Here is a 17,105-nt window from a genome sequence, read left to right as displayed (position 1 = left end):
GGCTGGCGCAAAGTCGCCGAGCTGTCCGGCCAGCACCTCGGCCGGTTGCGCAGCTACCGCGAACGCCTCGCCCAGGCCTGGCCACCCGAGACGAACGCGGCCTCCCACGCCTACCTCGTCAAACTTGACGAGCTGATCGAGCAGGTGCACCGTACGCACGACGCCGCCGCCACCAACCAGACCGCGCTGTCCGCCGCGACCCAGGCCCTGAGCAGCAGCCGCGCCGAAATAGAAAAAATCTACGACGAGTACGCCGGCAAACTGCAACAGAAACGATCCTGGGAACAAAGCCCCGCCGACCCGAAAGCCGCAGCCGCCAGCCGAGCCATCCAGCCACCGGTGACGGACGCCGACCTGGAACGGCTGAACATTCAAGCCCGCAACATAATGTACGGCCTCAGTACCGAACTCCAACAAGCCCAAACCCTACTCCGCCACCCACCCCCCACCCCTCGGGTGAAGCCCGGAAGTGACCAGCCTGTTGCCGAAAACTCTGTCGCTACTCCGACAATTCCTCCGATCGTGCCGGTACCAGTTCAGTCGATGGCACCGCCGGCAACCAGACACGCAACGAGTCTGACGCAGCCAGCAAGAATGCGAAGCGCACCTAAAATCGGTACGGTGCTGGGTGGAGTTCCTGCTGCAGCCAACCCTCCCTCCGGGCCCCCTCAGGCGATAACACCGCCACCCACTTCAGGCCCCGGGAACGGCCCTCTAGCGTCCGTCCCGCCAGCCGCCCTACCGGCAGCCACCTCCCAGCCAAGCAAAGTCCAAGATGCGCATCCTGCACGCCCTACCGTCGACGGTTCATCCAACGGCTCGCATAAGAGCAGATCGAGTGCAAGCGCGATGCCACCAGGAGGCGTGATCGGAGGCGGTCGACCTCCCACCGCTGGCCAGCCATCCAGTAACCTTGAGCCCCGTCGCACTAATCCAGTTACAGGGATAATTGGCGGCGGCGCCGCCGGAACAGCCCCTGCGGGCGCAGCCGGATCTCGACCTGGCATCGGAAGAGGAATCGGTGCAATTTATGGGACCGCACCCATCGGCGGTTCGCCCTACCAAAATACCCTAAACATCGGTCAGAGTCCGCGAGTATCCCGCCATGAGGAAACACGCCAGTGGGATCCAGATAGGCCTTGGATTACAGCGAAGGGGGTAGAGCCAATTGTGCTACCGCCTGACGAAGACGGGCCGATAGATCCTGGTCCAGCCATCGGCCTGACACGGTGAAAGTCTATGACATCAGCCCGGCTGCTGCACTTCTTGTCATCCCATTCATCATTTCTTCCGCGATTCCATCAGCCTTGACGCTTACGGCAAGTCAGCACAACAGCGAGAACCACGGGCGGCAGTGGCATCTTCAGCACCTCGCCGCTAAAGAGGCACACGAAATCAGTCAAGGTAGGGGTGTCACGGTTGCCGTACTTGACACCGGAGTGCATCCTCATGCCGACCTGCGGAACAACCTTCTTCCCGGCGCAGATTTAGTACGAAGAGGAGGAGATGGCTGGCAGGATAACGATGGACACGGCACAGCTATGGCTGGGCTGATAGCCGCTCGTAGCCGCAATCCCGAGGGGGCAACAGGAATTGCACCTCAAGCAACTATCCTTCCCGTGAAATTTAAGGATAGGAATTCAAGCGGAACAACCGAAGGGCTTGCTCTTTCAATAGATTACGCTATAAGGAGCGGCGCCGACGTCATTAGCATATCGGCCGCAGGAGAGCAAGACATAGCCGAACAAAAAGCGATTCAGGCGGCGATTGATGCCGACATTGTCGTTGTCGCTGCCGCAGGAAACAGGCCCGCCGATCAAATTGTACGCCACCCCGCAGCCTACGCCCCGGTGATAGCGGTAGGCGGCATAGATAGAACAGGTAGTCGGGCCAGCATCTCCGTTACGGGCGATCAAATTGACGTTGTCGCACCGGCTGTTGAGTTATTCAGCACCAACTTTGATGGCGGGTATCGGGTGGGCACGGGGACTTCTGGGGCGGCGGCGATTGTGGCGGGGGCGGCGGCGTTGATTCGGGCGAAGTATCCGTATCTGCCGGCTGACGAGGTGGCTCATCGGTTGACTGCGACTGCGATCGACAAGGGGCCGCCAGGGCGGGACGACCAGTACGGATACGGGGTCATTGATCTGGTGGCGGCGCTGACGGCAGACGTACCGCCTAGGGGTTTCGGGTCGGGGCCGACGGCCGGGCCGGAAGGGACCGGACCGACCACGGCGGCGGCTGACGGGCCGCGTGGCGACGGGGAGCGGGCGGCGACGGTCCGTGGCCTGGTCACGCTGGGGGTGCTGGTGGTGGCTGGCGGCGCGTGGGCGCTGTTCCTCCAGCGTCGACGGCGCTCTGATGATCCGCCGCCTCGGATCAGTCGCTGACGCATCAGCACCGCGACTCGTCCTGGGGTGTGAGGGTGCCGCAGTCGGGGCGGACAGGGCGGGCGGAGCGGACGCCGGGTGGGCGGGGGTGGTGTGCGGCGTGGCGTACGCGGGCAGGCGGTAACGTCGGCGGGGTGCCTGATGCCCTACCGCTTCGCCTCGTGCTCGCCTCGGCGAGCCCCGCCCGCCGCAAGTCTCTCCAGTCTGCCGGCATCGAACCGGACGTGCTGGTCAGTGGGGTCGACGAATCGCTCGTGGTGACCGAACGGGCTGAGGATCTCTGTCTGGAGTTGGCCCGACTCAAAGCGCAGGCCGTGCTGGGTCGGCTGCGTCCGACCGACGAAGAGCGAACCCTCGTGCTCGGCTGCGACTCGGTGCTCGCCTTCGACGGGGAGATTCTCGGCAAGCCCGACAACGAGGCCGACGCTACCCGGCGGTGGGAGCGGATGCGCGGGCGGAGCGGGGTGCTGCACAGCGGCCATTGTCTCGTGGACATCATGGCCGAGCGGCGTGCCGAGGCGGTGGCCTCCACTGTGGTGCATTTTGCCGACATCAGCGATCACGAGATTGCCACCTATGTAGCTACCGGTGAGCCGCTCGCGGTGGCTGGCGCGTTCACCATCGACGGGTTGGGCGGGCCGTTCGTGGAGCGGATCGAAGGGGACCCGGGGACCGTCGTCGGGCTCTCCCTGCCGTTGCTGCGGAGTCTGCTTTCCGAGCTGGATCTGCGGATCACCGATCTGTGGACGAAGGTCGCGCCTGGTAACCAGATAGTCGAACCGCTCGGTTAGGTTCCGAAGCATGACCCTGAAGTCGATTCCGCTCACCGACGACCTGCACCGGTACCTGGTGGCGCACGGCGCCCCGCCCGACGAGATCGTCAGTGATCTGGCGCGGGAGACGTTGGCGTTGCTGCCCGAGCACGCGTCGATGCAGGTCGCGCCGGAACAGGCCGCCTTCCTCACGTTCCTGACCCGGCTGCTCGGCGCCCGGCAGGCCGTGGAGGTGGGTACCTTCACCGGGCTGTCGTCGTTGGCGATCGCCCGGGGCCTGACCGAGGGCGGGCAGTTGACCTGCTTCGACATCTCCGAGGAGTACACGAGCATCGCCCGCCGGTACTGGGCGCGGGCCGGCGTCGACGACCGGATCGACCTGCGCATCGGGCCGGCCGGCGACACGCTGCGCGAACTGCCGCACGACCGCTACCTCGATTTTGCCTTCATCGACGCGGACAAGACCGGCTACCCGGTCTACTGGGCCGAGCTGGTGCCTCGGATGCGGCCCGGTGGGGTGATCGCGGTCGACAACGTGTTGCGTAATGGCCGGGTGGTGGCGCCGCAGAGCGCCGACGACCGGGCGATCGCGGCGTTCAACGAGGATGTGCTGGCCGACGTACGGGTGGACGCCGTGATGCTGCCGATCGCCGACGGACTGACCCTCGCCCACGTGCACTGACACCGGTCACGGGAGCGTCGATCCACTCCGGTTGCGGCATGTCGCGGTATCCAGTCGACGGGAAACCCCAACATGCCGCAACCCGTCCACGAACCAACCCGGCCCACCGGGCCGGCGTCGGGCGCGCGGGGTCAGCGGACGCTGCGGGCGAACTGGCGGGCGGCCCAGTAGACGCCGGCTGCCGCGAGGATCGCGATGATGGTCAGCCCCTGCCAGACCCGGTCGTTGCCGATGTCGCCGTTGAACAGTGCCCGGGTGCCGTCGACCGCCCAGGAGAACGGGTTCCATTTGGCGACGCCCTGCAACCAGCCCGGCGCGAAGGCGAGCGGCAGCAGGATGCCGGAGAGCAGCAGCACCGGTTGGGCCACCGTGTTCATCAGCGGAGCCAGGGCGTCCTCGCTCTTCACCTTCAGCGCGACGCCGTAGGAGACCGCCGAGGTCATCAACGCGATGAGGGCGAGCATCAGGTACGCCAGCAGCAGGTCACCGATGAACACCCGCAGGTCGAACAGGAGCGCGAGCAGCGTGATGATGACGGCCTGGGCCATCAGCGACACCACGTCGCGCAGCGACCGGCCGAGCAGCAGGGCGAGTCGGCTGACCGGGGTGACCCGGGAGCGTTCGATGACCCCGGCCCGTAGTTCCGCGATGAGGCCGAAGCCCTGGAACAGGCCACCGAAGATGGCCAGCAGGACCAGCAGACCAGGCACGAAGATCTTGTACGCCTCGGCCTGGGTGGCTGCGCCCAGCGCGGGCTTGAGCAGCGGGGCGAAGAGCAGCAGGTACATCACCGGCTGGAAGACACCGACGAAGACCCACACGGGGTTGCGCAGCAGCAGGTGCAGCTGCCGTTGGAAGATCAGCCAGGTGTCGCGAGCGAGCTTCATGAGATCTCCGGGTCGGGTCAGGACTCGCGCAGCGAGCGGCCGGTCTTGGTGAGGAAGACGTCGTCGAGGCTCGGGCGGTGCAGCTCGATCGACTTGAGATCGAGCCCTGCCGAGTCGATCCGACGGAGGATCCGCGGAATGGCGGTGGCGCCCTCGTCGACGAAGAGCCGCAGCCCGCCCTCGTCGAGCAGTTCCAGCCGGTTGACGTACTCCTCGCCGTCGAGCAGCTTCTCGGCCTCGCCGGTGGCGGTGGCGTCCAGTCCGACCTGCACCACGTCGCCGGAGATCTCCCGCTTGAGGTCGGCCGGCGTACCCTCGGCGACCACCTCGCCGTGATCCATGATCGCGATGCGGTCGCAGAGCGCGTCGGCCTCGTCGAGGTAGTGCGTGGTGATGAAGACGGTCATGCCGTCGGTGCGCAACCGGCGGATCTCGTCCCACATGTGTGCGCGGCTCTGCGGGTCGAGCCCGGTGGTGGGCTCGTCCAGGAAGACGATTTTCGGCTCGTGGATGATGCCGAGGGCGATCTCGACCCGGCGCCGCTGGCCGCCGGAGTACGTCTTGCACTTACGGTCGGCGAACTCGGTCAGCTGGAACGCCTCCAGCGCCCGGGCGGCCCGCCGCTGCGCCTCGGCCTTGCCGATTCCGTACATCCGGGCCTGGAGCACCAGCTCCTCACGGCCGGTGGATTCGTCCCAGGTGCTTCCGCCCTGGGCGACGTAGCCGATCCGGCGACGCACCTCGCCCGGGTCCTTGAGCAGGTCGGCGCCGGCGATGGTGGCCTGTCCCCCGTCCGGCTCGATGAGCGTCGCCAGCATCCGCAGCGTGGTGGTCTTGCCGGCACCGTTCGGGCCCAGGAACCCGAAGATCTCACCGGCCGGAACGTCCAGGTCGACGCCGCGTACCGCCTCGACGGTCTTCGTCTCCCGACCGGCCCGGCTGCGGAACGACTTCCGCAGCCCTCTGGTCTCGATCATGTCCTGCTCCCCGCTCGTGGCCAGTGTCGGCCATCATCGTCACCGGCACTCGACCACATCGGTACGACACCACGCCGCTCAATTAGCTGGCCCCGACAGTGCGCCATCCCACACTGAGCGATCGTTAGGGCCGTCGGGGTGACCGATAAACTCCCGGTCAGTAACCCGCCGGGAGGAGCCACCAAGGTGCGCAAGGTACTCATCGCCAACCGGGGCGAGATCGCCGTCCGGGTCATCCGCGCCTGCCGGGACGCGGGCCTGGGCAGCGTCGCGGTGTACGCCGACTCCGACCGGGACGCCCTGCACGCCACGCTCGCCGACGAGGCGTACGCCCTCGGCGGTGACACGGCTGCGGATTCCTACCTGCGCATCGACAAGCTGATCGAGATCGCCGGCCGTTCCGGCGCGGACGCGGTGCATCCCGGGTACGGCTTCCTCTCCGAGAACGCAGACTTCGCCCAGGCGGTCATCGACGCCGGCCTGACCTGGGTCGGTCCCACCCCGCAGGCGATCCGCGACCTGGGTGACAAGGTGACCGCCCGGCACATCGCCCAGCGGGCCGGCGCACCCCTGGTCCCCGGCACCGCTGACCCGGTCGGCAGCCCCGACGAGGTGATGGCCTTCGCCGTCGACCACGGCCTGCCGGTGGCGATCAAGGCAGCCTTCGGCGGCGGCGGGCGCGGGCTCAAGGTGGCCCGCACGATGGAGGAGATTCCGCAGCTGTTCGAGTCGGCCACCCGGGAGGCGGTCGCCGCGTTCGGCCGGGGTGAGTGCTTCGTCGAGCGGTACCTGGACCAGCCCCGGCACGTGGAGGCGCAGGTCCTCGCCGACCAGCACGGCAACGTGATCGTGGTGGGCACCCGGGACTGCTCGTTGCAGCGCCGCCATCAGAAGCTCGTCGAGGAGGCGCCGGCGCCGTTCCTCACCGCCGCGCAGCGGGCCCAGATCCACGACAGCGCCAAGGCGATCTGCCGGGAGGCCGGCTATCACGGCGCCGGCACTGTCGAGTACCTGGTGGGCAACGACGGCACCATCTCCTTCCTGGAGGTCAACACCCGCCTCCAGGTGGAGCACCCGGTCACCGAGGAGACCGCGGGCATCGACCTGGTCCGCGAGCAGTTCCGCATCGCCGACGGCGAGAAGCTGCGGTTCACCGAGGACCCGACCCCGCGCGGGCACTCCATCGAGTTCCGGATCAACGGCGAGGACCCGGGCCGCAACTTCCTGCCCGCCCCCGGCACGGTCACCGCGCTGCGGCTGCCCACCGGCCCGGGGGTACGGGTGGACACCGGCATCTCCGCCGGTGACGTGATCGGCGGCAACTTCGACTCCCTGCTGGCCAAGGTCATCATCACCGGGGAGACCCGGACCGAGGCGTTGGAGCGGGCCCGTCGGGCGCTTGACGAGATGGTGGTCGACGGGATGGCCACCGCGCTGCCGTTCCACCGGCTGGTGGTGCGCGATCCGGCGTTCACCGACGAGCCGTTCAGCGTGCACACCAGGTGGATCGAGACGGAGTTCGACAACACGGTGCCGCCGTTCACCGCCGCCGCCGGGGCGCTCGCCGGCCCGGCCGAACGCGAGACCGTCGTGGTCGAGGTGGGCGGCAAGCGGTTGGAGGTCAGCCTTCCCGCAGGTCTCGGCGCCGGTACCGTCGGTGCCGCGCCGGCCGCCCGGAAGCCCACCCGCCGGGGCGGCGGGACCACGGCGGGCGCGGCGGCGAGCGGCGACGCCCTCACCTCGCCCATGCAGGGCACGATCGTGAAGATCGCGGTCGCTGACGGCGACACGGTCGCCGAGGGTGATCTGGTCGTGGTGCTGGAGGCGATGAAGATGGAGCAGCCCCTGCACGCGCACAAGGCCGGTACGGTGAGCGGGCTCTCGGCCGAGGTCGGTGCGGTGATCACCGCTGGCGCGGCGATCTGCACCATCGCCTGAGGTGTGCCGCCGGGCTCAGCGGAGGGTTTCGGCGGCGACGGCGCAGACGGCGGCGGTGAGTGTGGTCAGCACCTGCGAGTCGAGTCGCCAGTGCTGCCAGTAGAGCGGGACGTCCAGCACCCGGCCAGGTGCGATGTCCACGCACCGGCCGGCGGCCACGTCGGCGTCGGCGAGCTGCTCGGCCATCAGCCCCCAGCCGAGCCCGAGCCGGATCGATTCGTTGAAGGCCGGCACCGACGGCACGTAGTGCACCGGCGGGTCGAGGGCGCGCCCGGTGACGGTCCGCAGGAAGCGGTGCTGGATGCGGTCCTTGCGGTCGAAGACCACCACCGGCGCGACGGCGGCCGAGGCCCGGGTCAGTCCGTCGGCGAACCAGCGGTCCGCCAACGCGGGCGCGGCCAGGGCGCGGTAGCGCATCGCGCCGAGCCGGCGTACGCGGCAGCCCTGCACCGCCTCCCGCTGGCCGGTCACCGCGGCGGTGACCGTGCCGGCGCGCAGCAGATCGGCGGTGTGGTCCTGGTCGTCCTGCCGGATGTCGAAGGACAACTCCGGCTGTCCGGGCAGCCGGGCCAGGGCGGCGGGGAACCAGGTGGCGAGCGAGTCGGCGTTGACCACGATGGCGACCCGGGTGCGGCCCCGGTCGCCGCCGAGCGGTCCTCGGGCGTCGGCCAGCGCCTCCTGTTCGAGTAGCGCGAGCTGGCCGGCCAGGCGCAGCAGCGGGCGGCCGGCCTCGGTGGCGTCGCAGGGCCGGTGGCGGCGGACGAGGACCTGCCCGACGGTCTCCTCCAGCGCCTTGATCCGTTGGCTCACCGCCGACGGCGTGACGTGCAGCAGTCGGGCCGCCGCCTCGAAGCTGCCCTCCGCGACGATCGCCGCGAGCGTACGGAGCTGGGTGGAGTCGAGACCGGTCACGTAGCTGAGCTTAACCAGATGAAGAATCTTTAGCTGGACTCACCAGCCGGGGCGCTTCTACGGTCGGGGGCATGCTCACCTCCGTCGTCGCCGGCTTCTCCCTGTCCATCGCCCTCATCGTCGCCATCGGCGCGCAGAACGCCTTCGTGCTGCGGCAGGGCCTGCGCCGGGAACACGTGGTGCCGGTGGTGCTGACCTGCGCGCTCTCCGACGCGCTGCTGATCGGTGTGGGCATCGCCGGGGTGGGTTCGGTGGTGGCCGGGCGCCCGGTCCTGCTCACCGCGATCCGGTGGGGTGGGGCGGCCTTCCTCCTCGGGTACGCGGCACTCGCCGCCCGGCGGGCGTTGCGTCCCGCCGCGCTCACGCCAGCCGACCGGCCACCGGCCCGACTCGGCCCGACGCTGCTGGCCTGCCTCGCCTTCACCTACCTCAACCCGCACGTCTACCTCGACACGGTGCTGCTCCTCGGTGGCATCGCCCAGCAGCATGCGCATCGTTGGCTGTTCGGCATCGGCGCGACGGTGGGCAGCGTGCTCTGGTTCACCGCGCTCGGTGCGGGCGCGTACCGGCTCGCTCCGCTGCTCGCGCGCAGGCGGGTCTGGCAGGTTCTCGACGGCGTGATCGCGGTGGTGATGGTCGCAGTGGCGGTGGCCCTGGTGCTGGGCTGAGTCATGATGGCCGGGTGCGGTTCCTCAATGGCGCGACTCCCGGATACGACCTGACCTACAACGACGTATTCATGGCCCCGGCCCGCTCGGAGGTGGGTTCGCGGCTCGACGTGGATCTCGCCACCGGCGACGGCACCGGTACCACCATCCCGCTGGTGGTGGCGAACATGACAGCGGTCGCCGGCCGACGGATGGCCGAGACGGTGGCCCGGCGCGGTGGCATCGCGGTGATCCCGCAGGACATCCCGATCGACGTGGTGGCGGAGGTGGTCGCCTGGGTCAAGCAGCGGCACCTGGTGCACGACACGGCGATCGCGCTGGGCCCCAACGACACCGTCGGTGACGCCATCCACCTGTTGCCCAAGCGGGCGTACGGTGCGGTGATCGTGGTCGACGACGACGGCCGGCCGATGGGGGTGGTGACCGAGGCCGACACCGTCAGCGTGGACCGTTTCACTCAGCTGCGGCACGTGATGTCGACCGAGTTGCACACCGTGCCCGTCGACGCGGATCCGCGTACCGGCTTCGACCGGCTCTCGGCGGGCCGGCGGCGACTCGCGCCGGTGGTCGACGACGCGGGCCGGCTGGTCGGCGTGCTCACCCGTGCCGGGGCGCTACGGGCGACGCTCTACAAGCCGGCGGTGGACGACCACGGTCGACTGCGGATCGCGGCCGCGGTGGGCATCAACGGCGATGTCGCGGGCAAGGCGAAGGCTCTGCTGGAGGCCGGAGTGGACACCCTGGTCGTGGACACCGCGCACGGCCACCAGGAGCGGATGATCTCCGCCCTGCGGACGGTACGCGGCCTCGACCCGGCCGTGCCGGTGGCGGCCGGCAACGTGGTCACCGCCGACGGGGTGCGCGATCTGGTCGACGCGGGTGCCGACATCATCAAGGTCGGGGTCGGTCCGGGCGCGATGTGCACCACCCGGATGATGACCGGCGTCGGTCGGCCGCAGTTCTCGGCGGTACTGGACTGCGCGGCGGCCGCCCGGGACCTGGGTCGCCACGTCTGGGCCGACGGTGGGGTGCGGCACCCCCGGGACGTGGCGCTGGCGCTGGCCGCCGGTGCGTCGAACGTGATGATCGGCTCCTGGTTCGCCGGCACCTACGAGTCCCCCGGTGACCTCTACACCGACGAGGACGGCCGGCGCTACAAGGAGAGCTTCGGCATGGCCTCGGCGCGGGCGGTGAGCGCGCGTACCGGCGACGACAGCCCCTACGACCGAGCCCGCAAGGCGATCTTCGAGGAGGGCATCTCGTCGGCCCGGATGTACCTGGATCCGGCCCGACCTGGCGTGGAGGACCTGATCGACGAGATCATCTCGGGAGTGCGCAGCGCGTTCACCTACGCCGGTGCCCGCACCCTTGACGAGTTCCACGAGCGGGTGCTTGTCGGGGTGCAGAGCACCGCCGGCTACACCGAGGGAATGCCCCTGCCGACCAGCTGGTGAGGTCGGGCGCGGGCATCGGCTGACGATCAGTCGGTGCCCGCATCCGGGGTCAAGAGGTGCCGGATCACCGACCGGGCGGCGTCACCCGGGTCCTCGCCCAGCCCGGCTGGGAGCGCGCCGGCCAGCCAGAGGGTGGCGAAGCCGTGCACGATCGACCAGGCGGCCAGGACGTCCCCCTGCGGCTCGGCCGGACTGCCGTCCCGGTCGCCGTCTCCGCCGGGCCGGTCGGCAGGGTCCGGGGTGCCGGCGGCTGGCGTGGGGCGGGCGGACCGGTCCGCCAGTCCGGCGCGCAGGACGGCACCGGACCGTTCCCGGGCGGCCCGCACCTCGGGGTCATCGGCCCGGTAGAGATCGGGGTGGAACATCACCTCGAAGTGCGCGCGATGCCGGACGGCGAACTCCACGTACGCCACGCCGAGATCCAGCAGCTCGCCGCCGGCCCCGGCGAGCGCTTCGGCGAGGATGTCGTAACCCTGCACCGCGATCGCGGTGAACAGGCCGGCGCGGTCGCCGAAGTGGTGTGCCGGTGCGGCATGCGAGACGCCGGCCCGGCGGGCCAGCTCGCGCAGGCTCAGCGCCGCCGGACCTGACTCCCCGATCGCCTGCACGGCCGCGTCGAGCAGCGTGCGGCGCAGGTCGCCGTGGTGGTAGCCGCGGGTGTCGCTCATCACCCCAGCCTATCTTGTCGTTGACAAGATGCAGCTCCCAGCGCCAATCTTGACAGCGACAAGACTCGCAGTTGAGGGAGGTATCGATGGCTCCGCTGATCGCCCTGGTCGCCGGCACCGCGTTCGCCCGGCTCGTCGGCCTGGCCGGATTCACCGCGCTCGACGGATGGCATCCGGCGCTGCGGGTCGGGCTGGCGCTCATGTTCGTCATGACCGGGATCGTGCACTTCGTCGGGGGTCGGCGGCGGGACCTGATCGCCATGGTGCCGCCCCGGCTGCCACGGCCGGACCTGCTGGTCACGGTGACCGGGGTGATGGAACTCGCCGGCGCGGTCGGGCTGCTCGTACCGGCCACCGCCCGCTGGGCCGCAGCTGGGCTGGCCCTGCTGCTGCTGGCCATGTTCCCCGCGAACATCTCCGCCGCCCGCCGCCGGCTCACCCTCGCCGGCCGTCCGGTCACTCCACTCGGCGTCCGTACCGTGCTGCAACTCGTCTTTCTCGCCGCCGCCGTCGCGGTCGCGGTCGGACCGTGAGCCTGATCCGCAACCAACACCGCCGTAGTCGTAGCGGTCGCGGTCGCGACGGGACGAGCGCGACCGCGACCCGTCGGCCTCAGCGGGCCGGCAGCAGGTCGCCGGAGCGGGCGGCCACCGCCGCGACGATCAGCCCGATCGCCGCCGCCGCCGACTGCGGCTCCAGCGAGCGTCCGTCACGCAGCCGCAACGCCACCCGACCGTCGGCCGCCTCCCGGGCGCCCACCACCGCGGCGTACGGAATCCGGCGGCGAGCCGCGTCGCGGACCCGGGCAGCGAGCGAGCCGCCGTGGTCGACCTCGACCCGCAGGCCCGCCTCGGTGGCCCGTCGGGCCAGATCGAGCGCGGTCTCCGCCTGGTCGTCACCGACCGGCAGGACGACCAGCTGCACCGGGGCGTACCAGGGCGGGAAGGCGCCCCCGTGCACCTCGATCAGGTACGCGAAGAGGCGTTCCATGCTGCCGGCCAGGCTGCGGTGCACCATCACCGGACGCCGTCGTTCACCGTCCGCGTCGGTGTACGACAGATCGAACCGCTCCGGCTTGTCGAAGTCGAGCTGGACGGTGGAGAGGGTGTACTCGCGCTCAGCCGCGTCCCGCACCTGAATGTCGATCTTCGGGCCGTAGAAGGCAGCCTCACCGGACGCCTCGGTGTACGACACCCCGTCGAGGGCGGCGCGGAGCAGGTCCTCGGCCCGCGCCCACTGCGCGTCGTCGCCGACGTACTTCTCCCCCGGCCCGCGCAGCGACAGCCGTACGCCCGCCGGCCGCACGCCCAGCGCCGCGTGCGCGGCCCGGATCAGCCGCAGGATCTCCGACACCTCCTGGCCGACCTGCTCCAGGGCGCAGAAGTTGTGCGCGTCGTTGAGGGTGATGGCGCGGACCCGGGAAAGTCCGCCGACCACCCCCGAGCGTTCCGCCCGGTACATGCCCCCGATCTCCGAGATCCGCAGCGGCAGCTCCCGGTAGGAGCGCCCCCGGGCCCGGTAGACCAGGGCGTGGTGTGGGCAGAGCGCCGGGCGGAGCAGCAACTCGTCGTCGCCCTCTCCCAGCCGCATCGGCGGGAACATCTCGGCGGCGAAGTAGCCGAGATGCCCGGAGACCTCGAACAGCTCCCGCCGGCCCAACGGTGGGGTGTACACCTGCTGATAGCCGGCCCGGCGCTCCAGGTCAAGCAGGTACTCCTCGACTGCGTGCCGGGCGGCGGCACCGGCCGGCAGCCAGATCGGCAGGCCGGCGCCGGAGAGCGGATCGGTGGCGAACAGGTCCAGGTCCCGGCCCAGCCGGCGGTGGTCGGTCATGTCAGGCTCCTTGACGGTACGCCCCGACGCGACCTTCACCCACGACGCACGAGTGCCCCGGGCGGATCGCCCGGGGCACTTGCGTAGACGAAGACGTCAGTGCGGCGCGCCAGGCTTCCCCGGCGTCGTCGTCAGCACCGCACTGCTCATGCGCGGAGCGTACGCCCGTCCCGCGCACCGCCGCACCTCGTTAAAACCGGGCCGCTGGCACGGGACCTGCCAGCGGCCCGGCGGCGGCCCGGGCGTCAGGAACGGGGGACCCGACGCTCGCCGGGCCGCGCGCCGACAACGGTACGCCGCCGGAGGACATTTCGGCGACCGTGCCCCGCCGTCAACCTTCATCGATATGCTGCGGTGGACCGGGCGGCTCCGGCGTGGCTCCGCCGCACGCCTTGGGTGTCACTGGTCACGGCCGGCCAGGGCCGGTTGCGGGTGACGCCGGACACCGCGTCAGGCTCGGTACGTTCCGTTCGGAAATTTCCGCGAGGTGGCCCGGTGCCTGAACTGCTCACCCAGGTGGCGTCGCCCGACCTGGCGTACCTCGCACTCTTCACCCTGCTGGCGGTGGACGCCTTCGTGCCGGTGGTGCCCACCCAACTGCTGATGCTCACCGGCGGCGCACTCACCGTGTACGGCGGGCTGAACCTGCCGACGACCGTCGCCGTCGGCGCGCTCGGCGTACTCGCCGGGGATCTGGCCTGTTACCTGCTCGGCCGGTACACCTCGGGTCGCCGGCCACCGCAGCCGCCGGGCACGGGTCGCGCCCGGCGGATGGCCGGCCGCCTCACCCGAGGGCTGCGCCGTCCCGGGCCGATGATGATCCTGCTCTGCCGCTTCGTGCCCGGTGGCCGGATGGCGGCCTGCTTCGCCGCCGGCCGCAGCCGGTACCCGGTCCGGCTCTTCCTGCCCTGTGCCGGCATCGCGGCCGCGGGCTGGGCGTCGTACGGCGGGTTGGTGGGGCACCTGGGCGGCGCGGCGTTGACCGGGTCCGCCTGGCGGATGCTGATCGTCGCGGCGGTGGCCGCCGCCGGTTTCGGGCTGACCGGCTGGGCCCTGGCGTCCGTCGCCGCACGGCTGAACCCGCCCCCCGCCGGGCCCACCGTCGACTGATCACGGGTCAGCGGGGCGCCGATCACCCGGGGGAAAAGCCGGATGGCCTGTCGGGGTGGTCCCGGGGTCGAATTTCGGTGCTCGTCCCGGATCCGTCTGGGGTGCCCGCGACGACAGGCTGAGACATGCCTGGAATCCGGAACAGCGGTGCACTGGCCCTCGGTGGGATCCTCCTCGCGGCGGTGCTCACCGTCATCGGTCATGCCGGCGTCAGCGACCTGGACCCGGTCAGTCTGACCGTCAGCGACTACGCCGTCTCCGACTCCGGCGAGGTCATCCACCTGGCGATGCTGCTGCTCGCCGCCGCCTCCGCCGTGCTCATCCCGGCGCTGAGTCGGCTGGACCAGCCGGAGTCGGATCGGCCCGCAGGTACCCCCGCCCCGGTCGGGCGCCGGGGCCCGTACGCCGAGTGGCTGTTGGCGGTCTGGGCGGGCGGGCTGCTGGTGTCGGGCCTGGTGCCGACCAACCCGCCCGGCACCGACATGGGTACGGCGGCCTACGTGCACCGGTACGCCTCGGTGGTCGCCTTCCTGGCGCTGCCGATCGCCGGCTGGTTGCTCGCCGCCCGGCTTCCCGCCGGTGCCCGTACCGGTATCTGGCTGCGCACCCTGACCGTGACCAGCCTGCTGCTGGCCGTCGCGATGGCCTGGTCCGCCTACCCCGGTGACCGCGCCTACTACGGCCTGATCGAACGGGCCCTCATCCTCGCCGAGGTGGCCCTGCTCACCGTCGTCGCCGCCACCCTCGCGGCCACGGCCAACGGCCGTGCGGTGGTGGCACCTCACAAAAGCCGGGAACCGGCCCTTGCCGACGACCACAACCGCATGATCGGCGAAGGGCCCGGGGTCATTCGAGTTCGTGAAGCATCAGCTGGCGGGCGGCTTCGGTGACCGAACCGGAGAGGCTGGGGTAAATGGTGATGGTCTGAGCCAGTTCGTTGACTGTGAGGTTGTTCTCCACCGCCAGCGTGATCGGCATGATCAGTTCGCTGGCCTGGGGTGCGACGACCACTCCGCCGATCACCTGGCCGCTGGCCGGGCGGCAGAACAGCTTGACGAAGCCGTCCGGGATCTCGTCCATCTTCGCCCGGGCGTTGCCGCCCAGCGGCAGCATCACCTGCCGCGCCGGCACCTTGCCGGCGTCCACCTCGTCCTGCGAGACCCCGACCGTGGCCAGCTCCGGGTCGGTGAAGACGTTCGCGGAGACGGTACGCAGCCGCAGCGGCCGGACCGCCTCACCGAGCGCGTGCCACATGGCGATCCGGCCCTGCATCGCGGCGACGCTGGCCAGTGGCAGCACCCCGGTGCAGTCGCCGGCCGCGTAGATGCCTGGCACGTTGGTCCGGGATACCCGGTCCACCGTCACGTAGCCGCCCCGGGCCAGTTCGACGCCGTACTCGGCCAGGCCCAGCTCGGCGGTGTTGGGGATCGAACCGACCGCGATCAGGGCGTGCGACCCGGACACCGTGCGGCCGTCGGAGAGCTCGACCTCGACGCCGTCGCCGGTGCGCCGGACGCTCTCGGCGCGGGAATTGTTCAGGATGCTCATGCCCCGGGTCCGGAAGACCCGCTCGATCGCCTGTGCGGCGTCGGCGTCCTCGTGCGGCATCACCCGGTCGCGGCTGGAGACCAGGGTCACCTCGACACCCATCGCGAGGTACGCGCTGGCGAACTCGGCACCGGTCACGCCGGAACCGACCACGATCAGGTGTTCCGGCAGCTCGGGCAGGTCGTAGACCTGTCGCCAGGTCAGGATGCGTTCGCCGTCGGGCAGCGCGGTGGGCAGCTGGCGGGGCGTGGCGCCGGTGGCGATCAACACGGTCGAGGCGTCGATGGCGTACGCGGCCTCCTCACCGTCCGGCGTGACGATCACCCGGTGGGTGTGGCCGAGCGTGTCCTCGCCGAGCCGGGCCCGCCCGGACACGAAGGTGACCCCGGCCTTGACCAGCTTCGCGTGGATGTCGCCGGACTGCGCCAGGGCGAGCCGCTTGACCCGGTCGTTGACCGCCCGGGCGTCGACGGTGACCGCCTCCAGCCCGTCGGAGTGCACCCCGAAAACCTCGGTGTCCCGATAGCCGGTCACCACCTCCGAGCTGGCGATGAACGTCTTCGACGGCACGCAGTCGGACAGCACGCAGGCACCCCCCGCGCCCTCGGCCTCCACGACTGTGACGTCGGCGTCCAACTGCGCCGCCACAAGTGCCGCCTCGTAGCCCGCCGGCCCCCCGCCGATGATCACGATCCGGCTCACCACGACCGCCCTTCCTCCATGCTCACAGTGACTTTCTTCTCCCCGACGCGTCCGACACGCACCGTCGTATTCTCCCCCACGCGCCAGCCGGGCTATCGTCATCGCCGTGCGTCATTACGCCGCCTACGGCTCGAACCTGGACCCCGCTCGGATGCGTGCCTACTGCCCGCATTCCCCGATGGTGGGCATCGGCTGGCTGGAAGGCTGGCGGCTCACCTTCGCCGGTGAGGACGTCATCGGCTGGGAGGGCGCGGTCAGCACAGTGGTCGAGTCGCCCGGCGACCGGGTGTTCGTGGCGCTCTACGACATCCACCCGTACGACGCGGCCCAGCTGGACGAGATCGAGGGCGTCACCTCCGGCACCTACCGGAAGCTGACCGTCCGCGTCTCGACGCTTGACGGCGACGTGACGGCCTGGGTCTACGTCTTCGACGGCTACGAGGGTGGCCTGCCCACGTCCTGGTACCTCTCGGAGATCGCGAACGCCGCCGAGAAGGCCGGCGCGCCGGACGACTACGTCATCGAGCTGCGGTCCCGACCCACCGGCACCGCTTCGGCGTAGC

Annotated in this window: 16 protein-coding genes; 10 read left to right on the top strand and 6 right to left on the bottom strand. The window is 70.4% G+C overall.

Going from position 1 to position 17,105, the window contains the following annotated elements; translation table 11 throughout:
* The first annotated feature begins 1,229 nt into the window (after positions 1-1,229).
* From mycP to AB0I71_RS02835, 3 genes are all read left to right on the top strand, one after another.
* Positions 1,230-2,390, top strand: coding sequence for a type VII secretion-associated serine protease mycosin (gene mycP / locus AB0I71_RS02845; protein ID WP_357581515.1), 1,161 nt, complete (start codon positions 1,230-1,232; stop codon positions 2,388-2,390).
* Positions 2,391-2,524: 134 nt separating this feature from the next.
* Positions 2,525-3,181 carry a nucleoside triphosphate pyrophosphatase gene (locus AB0I71_RS02840; RefSeq protein ID WP_357581514.1) on the top strand — a complete coding sequence of 219 codons (657 nt, stop codon included), beginning with the start codon at positions 2,525-2,527 and terminating at the stop codon, positions 3,179-3,181.
* A gap of 10 nt (positions 3,182-3,191) precedes the next feature.
* Entirely contained in the window at positions 3,192-3,845 is a 654-nt protein-coding gene (locus AB0I71_RS02835) for an O-methyltransferase (protein WP_357581513.1), read from the top strand.
* A gap of 131 nt (positions 3,846-3,976) precedes the next feature.
* Here AB0I71_RS02835 and AB0I71_RS02830 read toward each other — a convergent pair whose 3' ends face one another.
* Entirely contained in the window at positions 3,977-4,732 is a 756-nt protein-coding gene (locus AB0I71_RS02830) for an ABC transporter permease (protein ID WP_357581512.1), read from the bottom strand.
* 17 nt (positions 4,733-4,749) lie between these two features.
* On the bottom strand, positions 4,750-5,709 hold the full coding sequence (locus tag AB0I71_RS02825; protein WP_357581511.1) for an ATP-binding cassette domain-containing protein: 960 nt from the start codon (positions 5,707-5,709) through the stop codon (positions 4,750-4,752).
* A gap of 186 nt (positions 5,710-5,895) precedes the next feature.
* On the opposite strand from AB0I71_RS02825, the gene AB0I71_RS02820 reads away from it, so the two are divergent.
* Positions 5,896-7,647 (top strand): biotin carboxylase N-terminal domain-containing protein, encoded by a 1,752-nt coding sequence (locus AB0I71_RS02820; protein ID WP_357581510.1) that lies wholly within the window; start codon positions 5,896-5,898, stop codon positions 7,645-7,647.
* A 15-nt stretch (positions 7,648-7,662) separates the two neighbouring features.
* On the opposite strand, the gene AB0I71_RS02815 is transcribed toward AB0I71_RS02820, so the two are convergent.
* On the bottom strand, positions 7,663-8,559 hold the full coding sequence (locus AB0I71_RS02815; protein WP_357581509.1) for a LysR family transcriptional regulator ArgP: 897 nt from the start codon (positions 8,557-8,559) through the stop codon (positions 7,663-7,665).
* Positions 8,560-8,630: 71 nt separating this feature from the next.
* Here AB0I71_RS02815 and AB0I71_RS02810 point away from each other — a divergent pair, with 71 nt between their 5' ends.
* Complete coding sequence (locus AB0I71_RS02810; RefSeq protein ID WP_357581508.1) at positions 8,631-9,227, top strand: LysE/ArgO family amino acid transporter; 597 nt, start codon at positions 8,631-8,633, stop codon at positions 9,225-9,227.
* 14 nt (positions 9,228-9,241) lie between these two features.
* Positions 9,242-10,681, top strand: coding sequence for a GuaB1 family IMP dehydrogenase-related protein (locus tag AB0I71_RS02805; RefSeq protein ID WP_357581507.1), 1,440 nt, complete (start codon positions 9,242-9,244; stop codon positions 10,679-10,681).
* 26 nt (positions 10,682-10,707) lie between these two features.
* Here the strand turns inward: AB0I71_RS02805 and AB0I71_RS02800 are convergent, their stop codons facing one another.
* Positions 10,708-11,349 carry a TetR/AcrR family transcriptional regulator gene (locus tag AB0I71_RS02800; protein WP_357581506.1) on the bottom strand — a complete coding sequence of 214 codons (642 nt, stop codon included), beginning with the start codon at positions 11,347-11,349 and terminating at the stop codon, positions 10,708-10,710.
* A gap of 86 nt (positions 11,350-11,435) precedes the next feature.
* Here AB0I71_RS02800 and AB0I71_RS02795 point away from each other — a divergent pair, with 86 nt between their 5' ends.
* Complete coding sequence (locus tag AB0I71_RS02795) at positions 11,436-11,882, top strand: DoxX family membrane protein (protein WP_357581505.1); 447 nt, start codon at positions 11,436-11,438, stop codon at positions 11,880-11,882.
* A gap of 79 nt (positions 11,883-11,961) precedes the next feature.
* Here the strand turns inward: AB0I71_RS02795 and thrS are convergent, their stop codons facing one another.
* Positions 11,962-13,182: a threonine--tRNA ligase gene (thrS, locus tag AB0I71_RS02790; RefSeq protein WP_357581504.1), complete on the bottom strand. Its 1,221-nt coding sequence runs from the start codon at positions 13,180-13,182 to the stop codon at positions 11,962-11,964.
* A 495-nt stretch (positions 13,183-13,677) separates the two neighbouring features.
* On the opposite strand from thrS, the gene AB0I71_RS02785 reads away from it, so the two are divergent.
* Positions 13,678-14,292 (top strand): DedA family protein, encoded by a 615-nt coding sequence (locus AB0I71_RS02785; protein ID WP_357581503.1) that lies wholly within the window; start codon positions 13,678-13,680, stop codon positions 14,290-14,292.
* Positions 14,293-14,417: 125 nt separating this feature from the next.
* Positions 14,418-15,182 carry a DUF998 domain-containing protein gene (locus AB0I71_RS02780; RefSeq protein WP_357581502.1) on the top strand — a complete coding sequence of 255 codons (765 nt, stop codon included), beginning with the start codon at positions 14,418-14,420 and terminating at the stop codon, positions 15,180-15,182.
* Here AB0I71_RS02780 and AB0I71_RS02775 read toward each other — a convergent pair.
* Complete coding sequence (locus tag AB0I71_RS02775; RefSeq protein WP_357581620.1) at positions 15,139-16,542, bottom strand: NAD(P)H-quinone dehydrogenase; 1,404 nt, start codon at positions 16,540-16,542, stop codon at positions 15,139-15,141. The two genes, AB0I71_RS02780 and AB0I71_RS02775, sit on opposite strands and share 44 nt — an antisense overlap.
* 106 nt (positions 16,543-16,648) lie before the next feature.
* On the opposite strand from AB0I71_RS02775, the gene AB0I71_RS02770 reads away from it, so the two are divergent.
* Positions 16,649-17,104, top strand: a complete 456-nt coding sequence (locus AB0I71_RS02770) for a gamma-glutamylcyclotransferase (protein WP_093406228.1) — start codon at positions 16,649-16,651, stop codon at positions 17,102-17,104.
* Position 17,105 lies beyond the last annotated feature (1 nt).

It is taken from the genome of Micromonospora sp. NPDC049891 (assembly GCF_040660295.1).
Taxonomy (GTDB): Bacteria; Actinomycetota; Actinomycetes; order Mycobacteriales; family Micromonosporaceae; genus Micromonospora.
The sequence above is the reverse complement of the archived record's forward strand: the minus strand, read 5'-3'. Positions and strand labels throughout refer to the sequence as shown.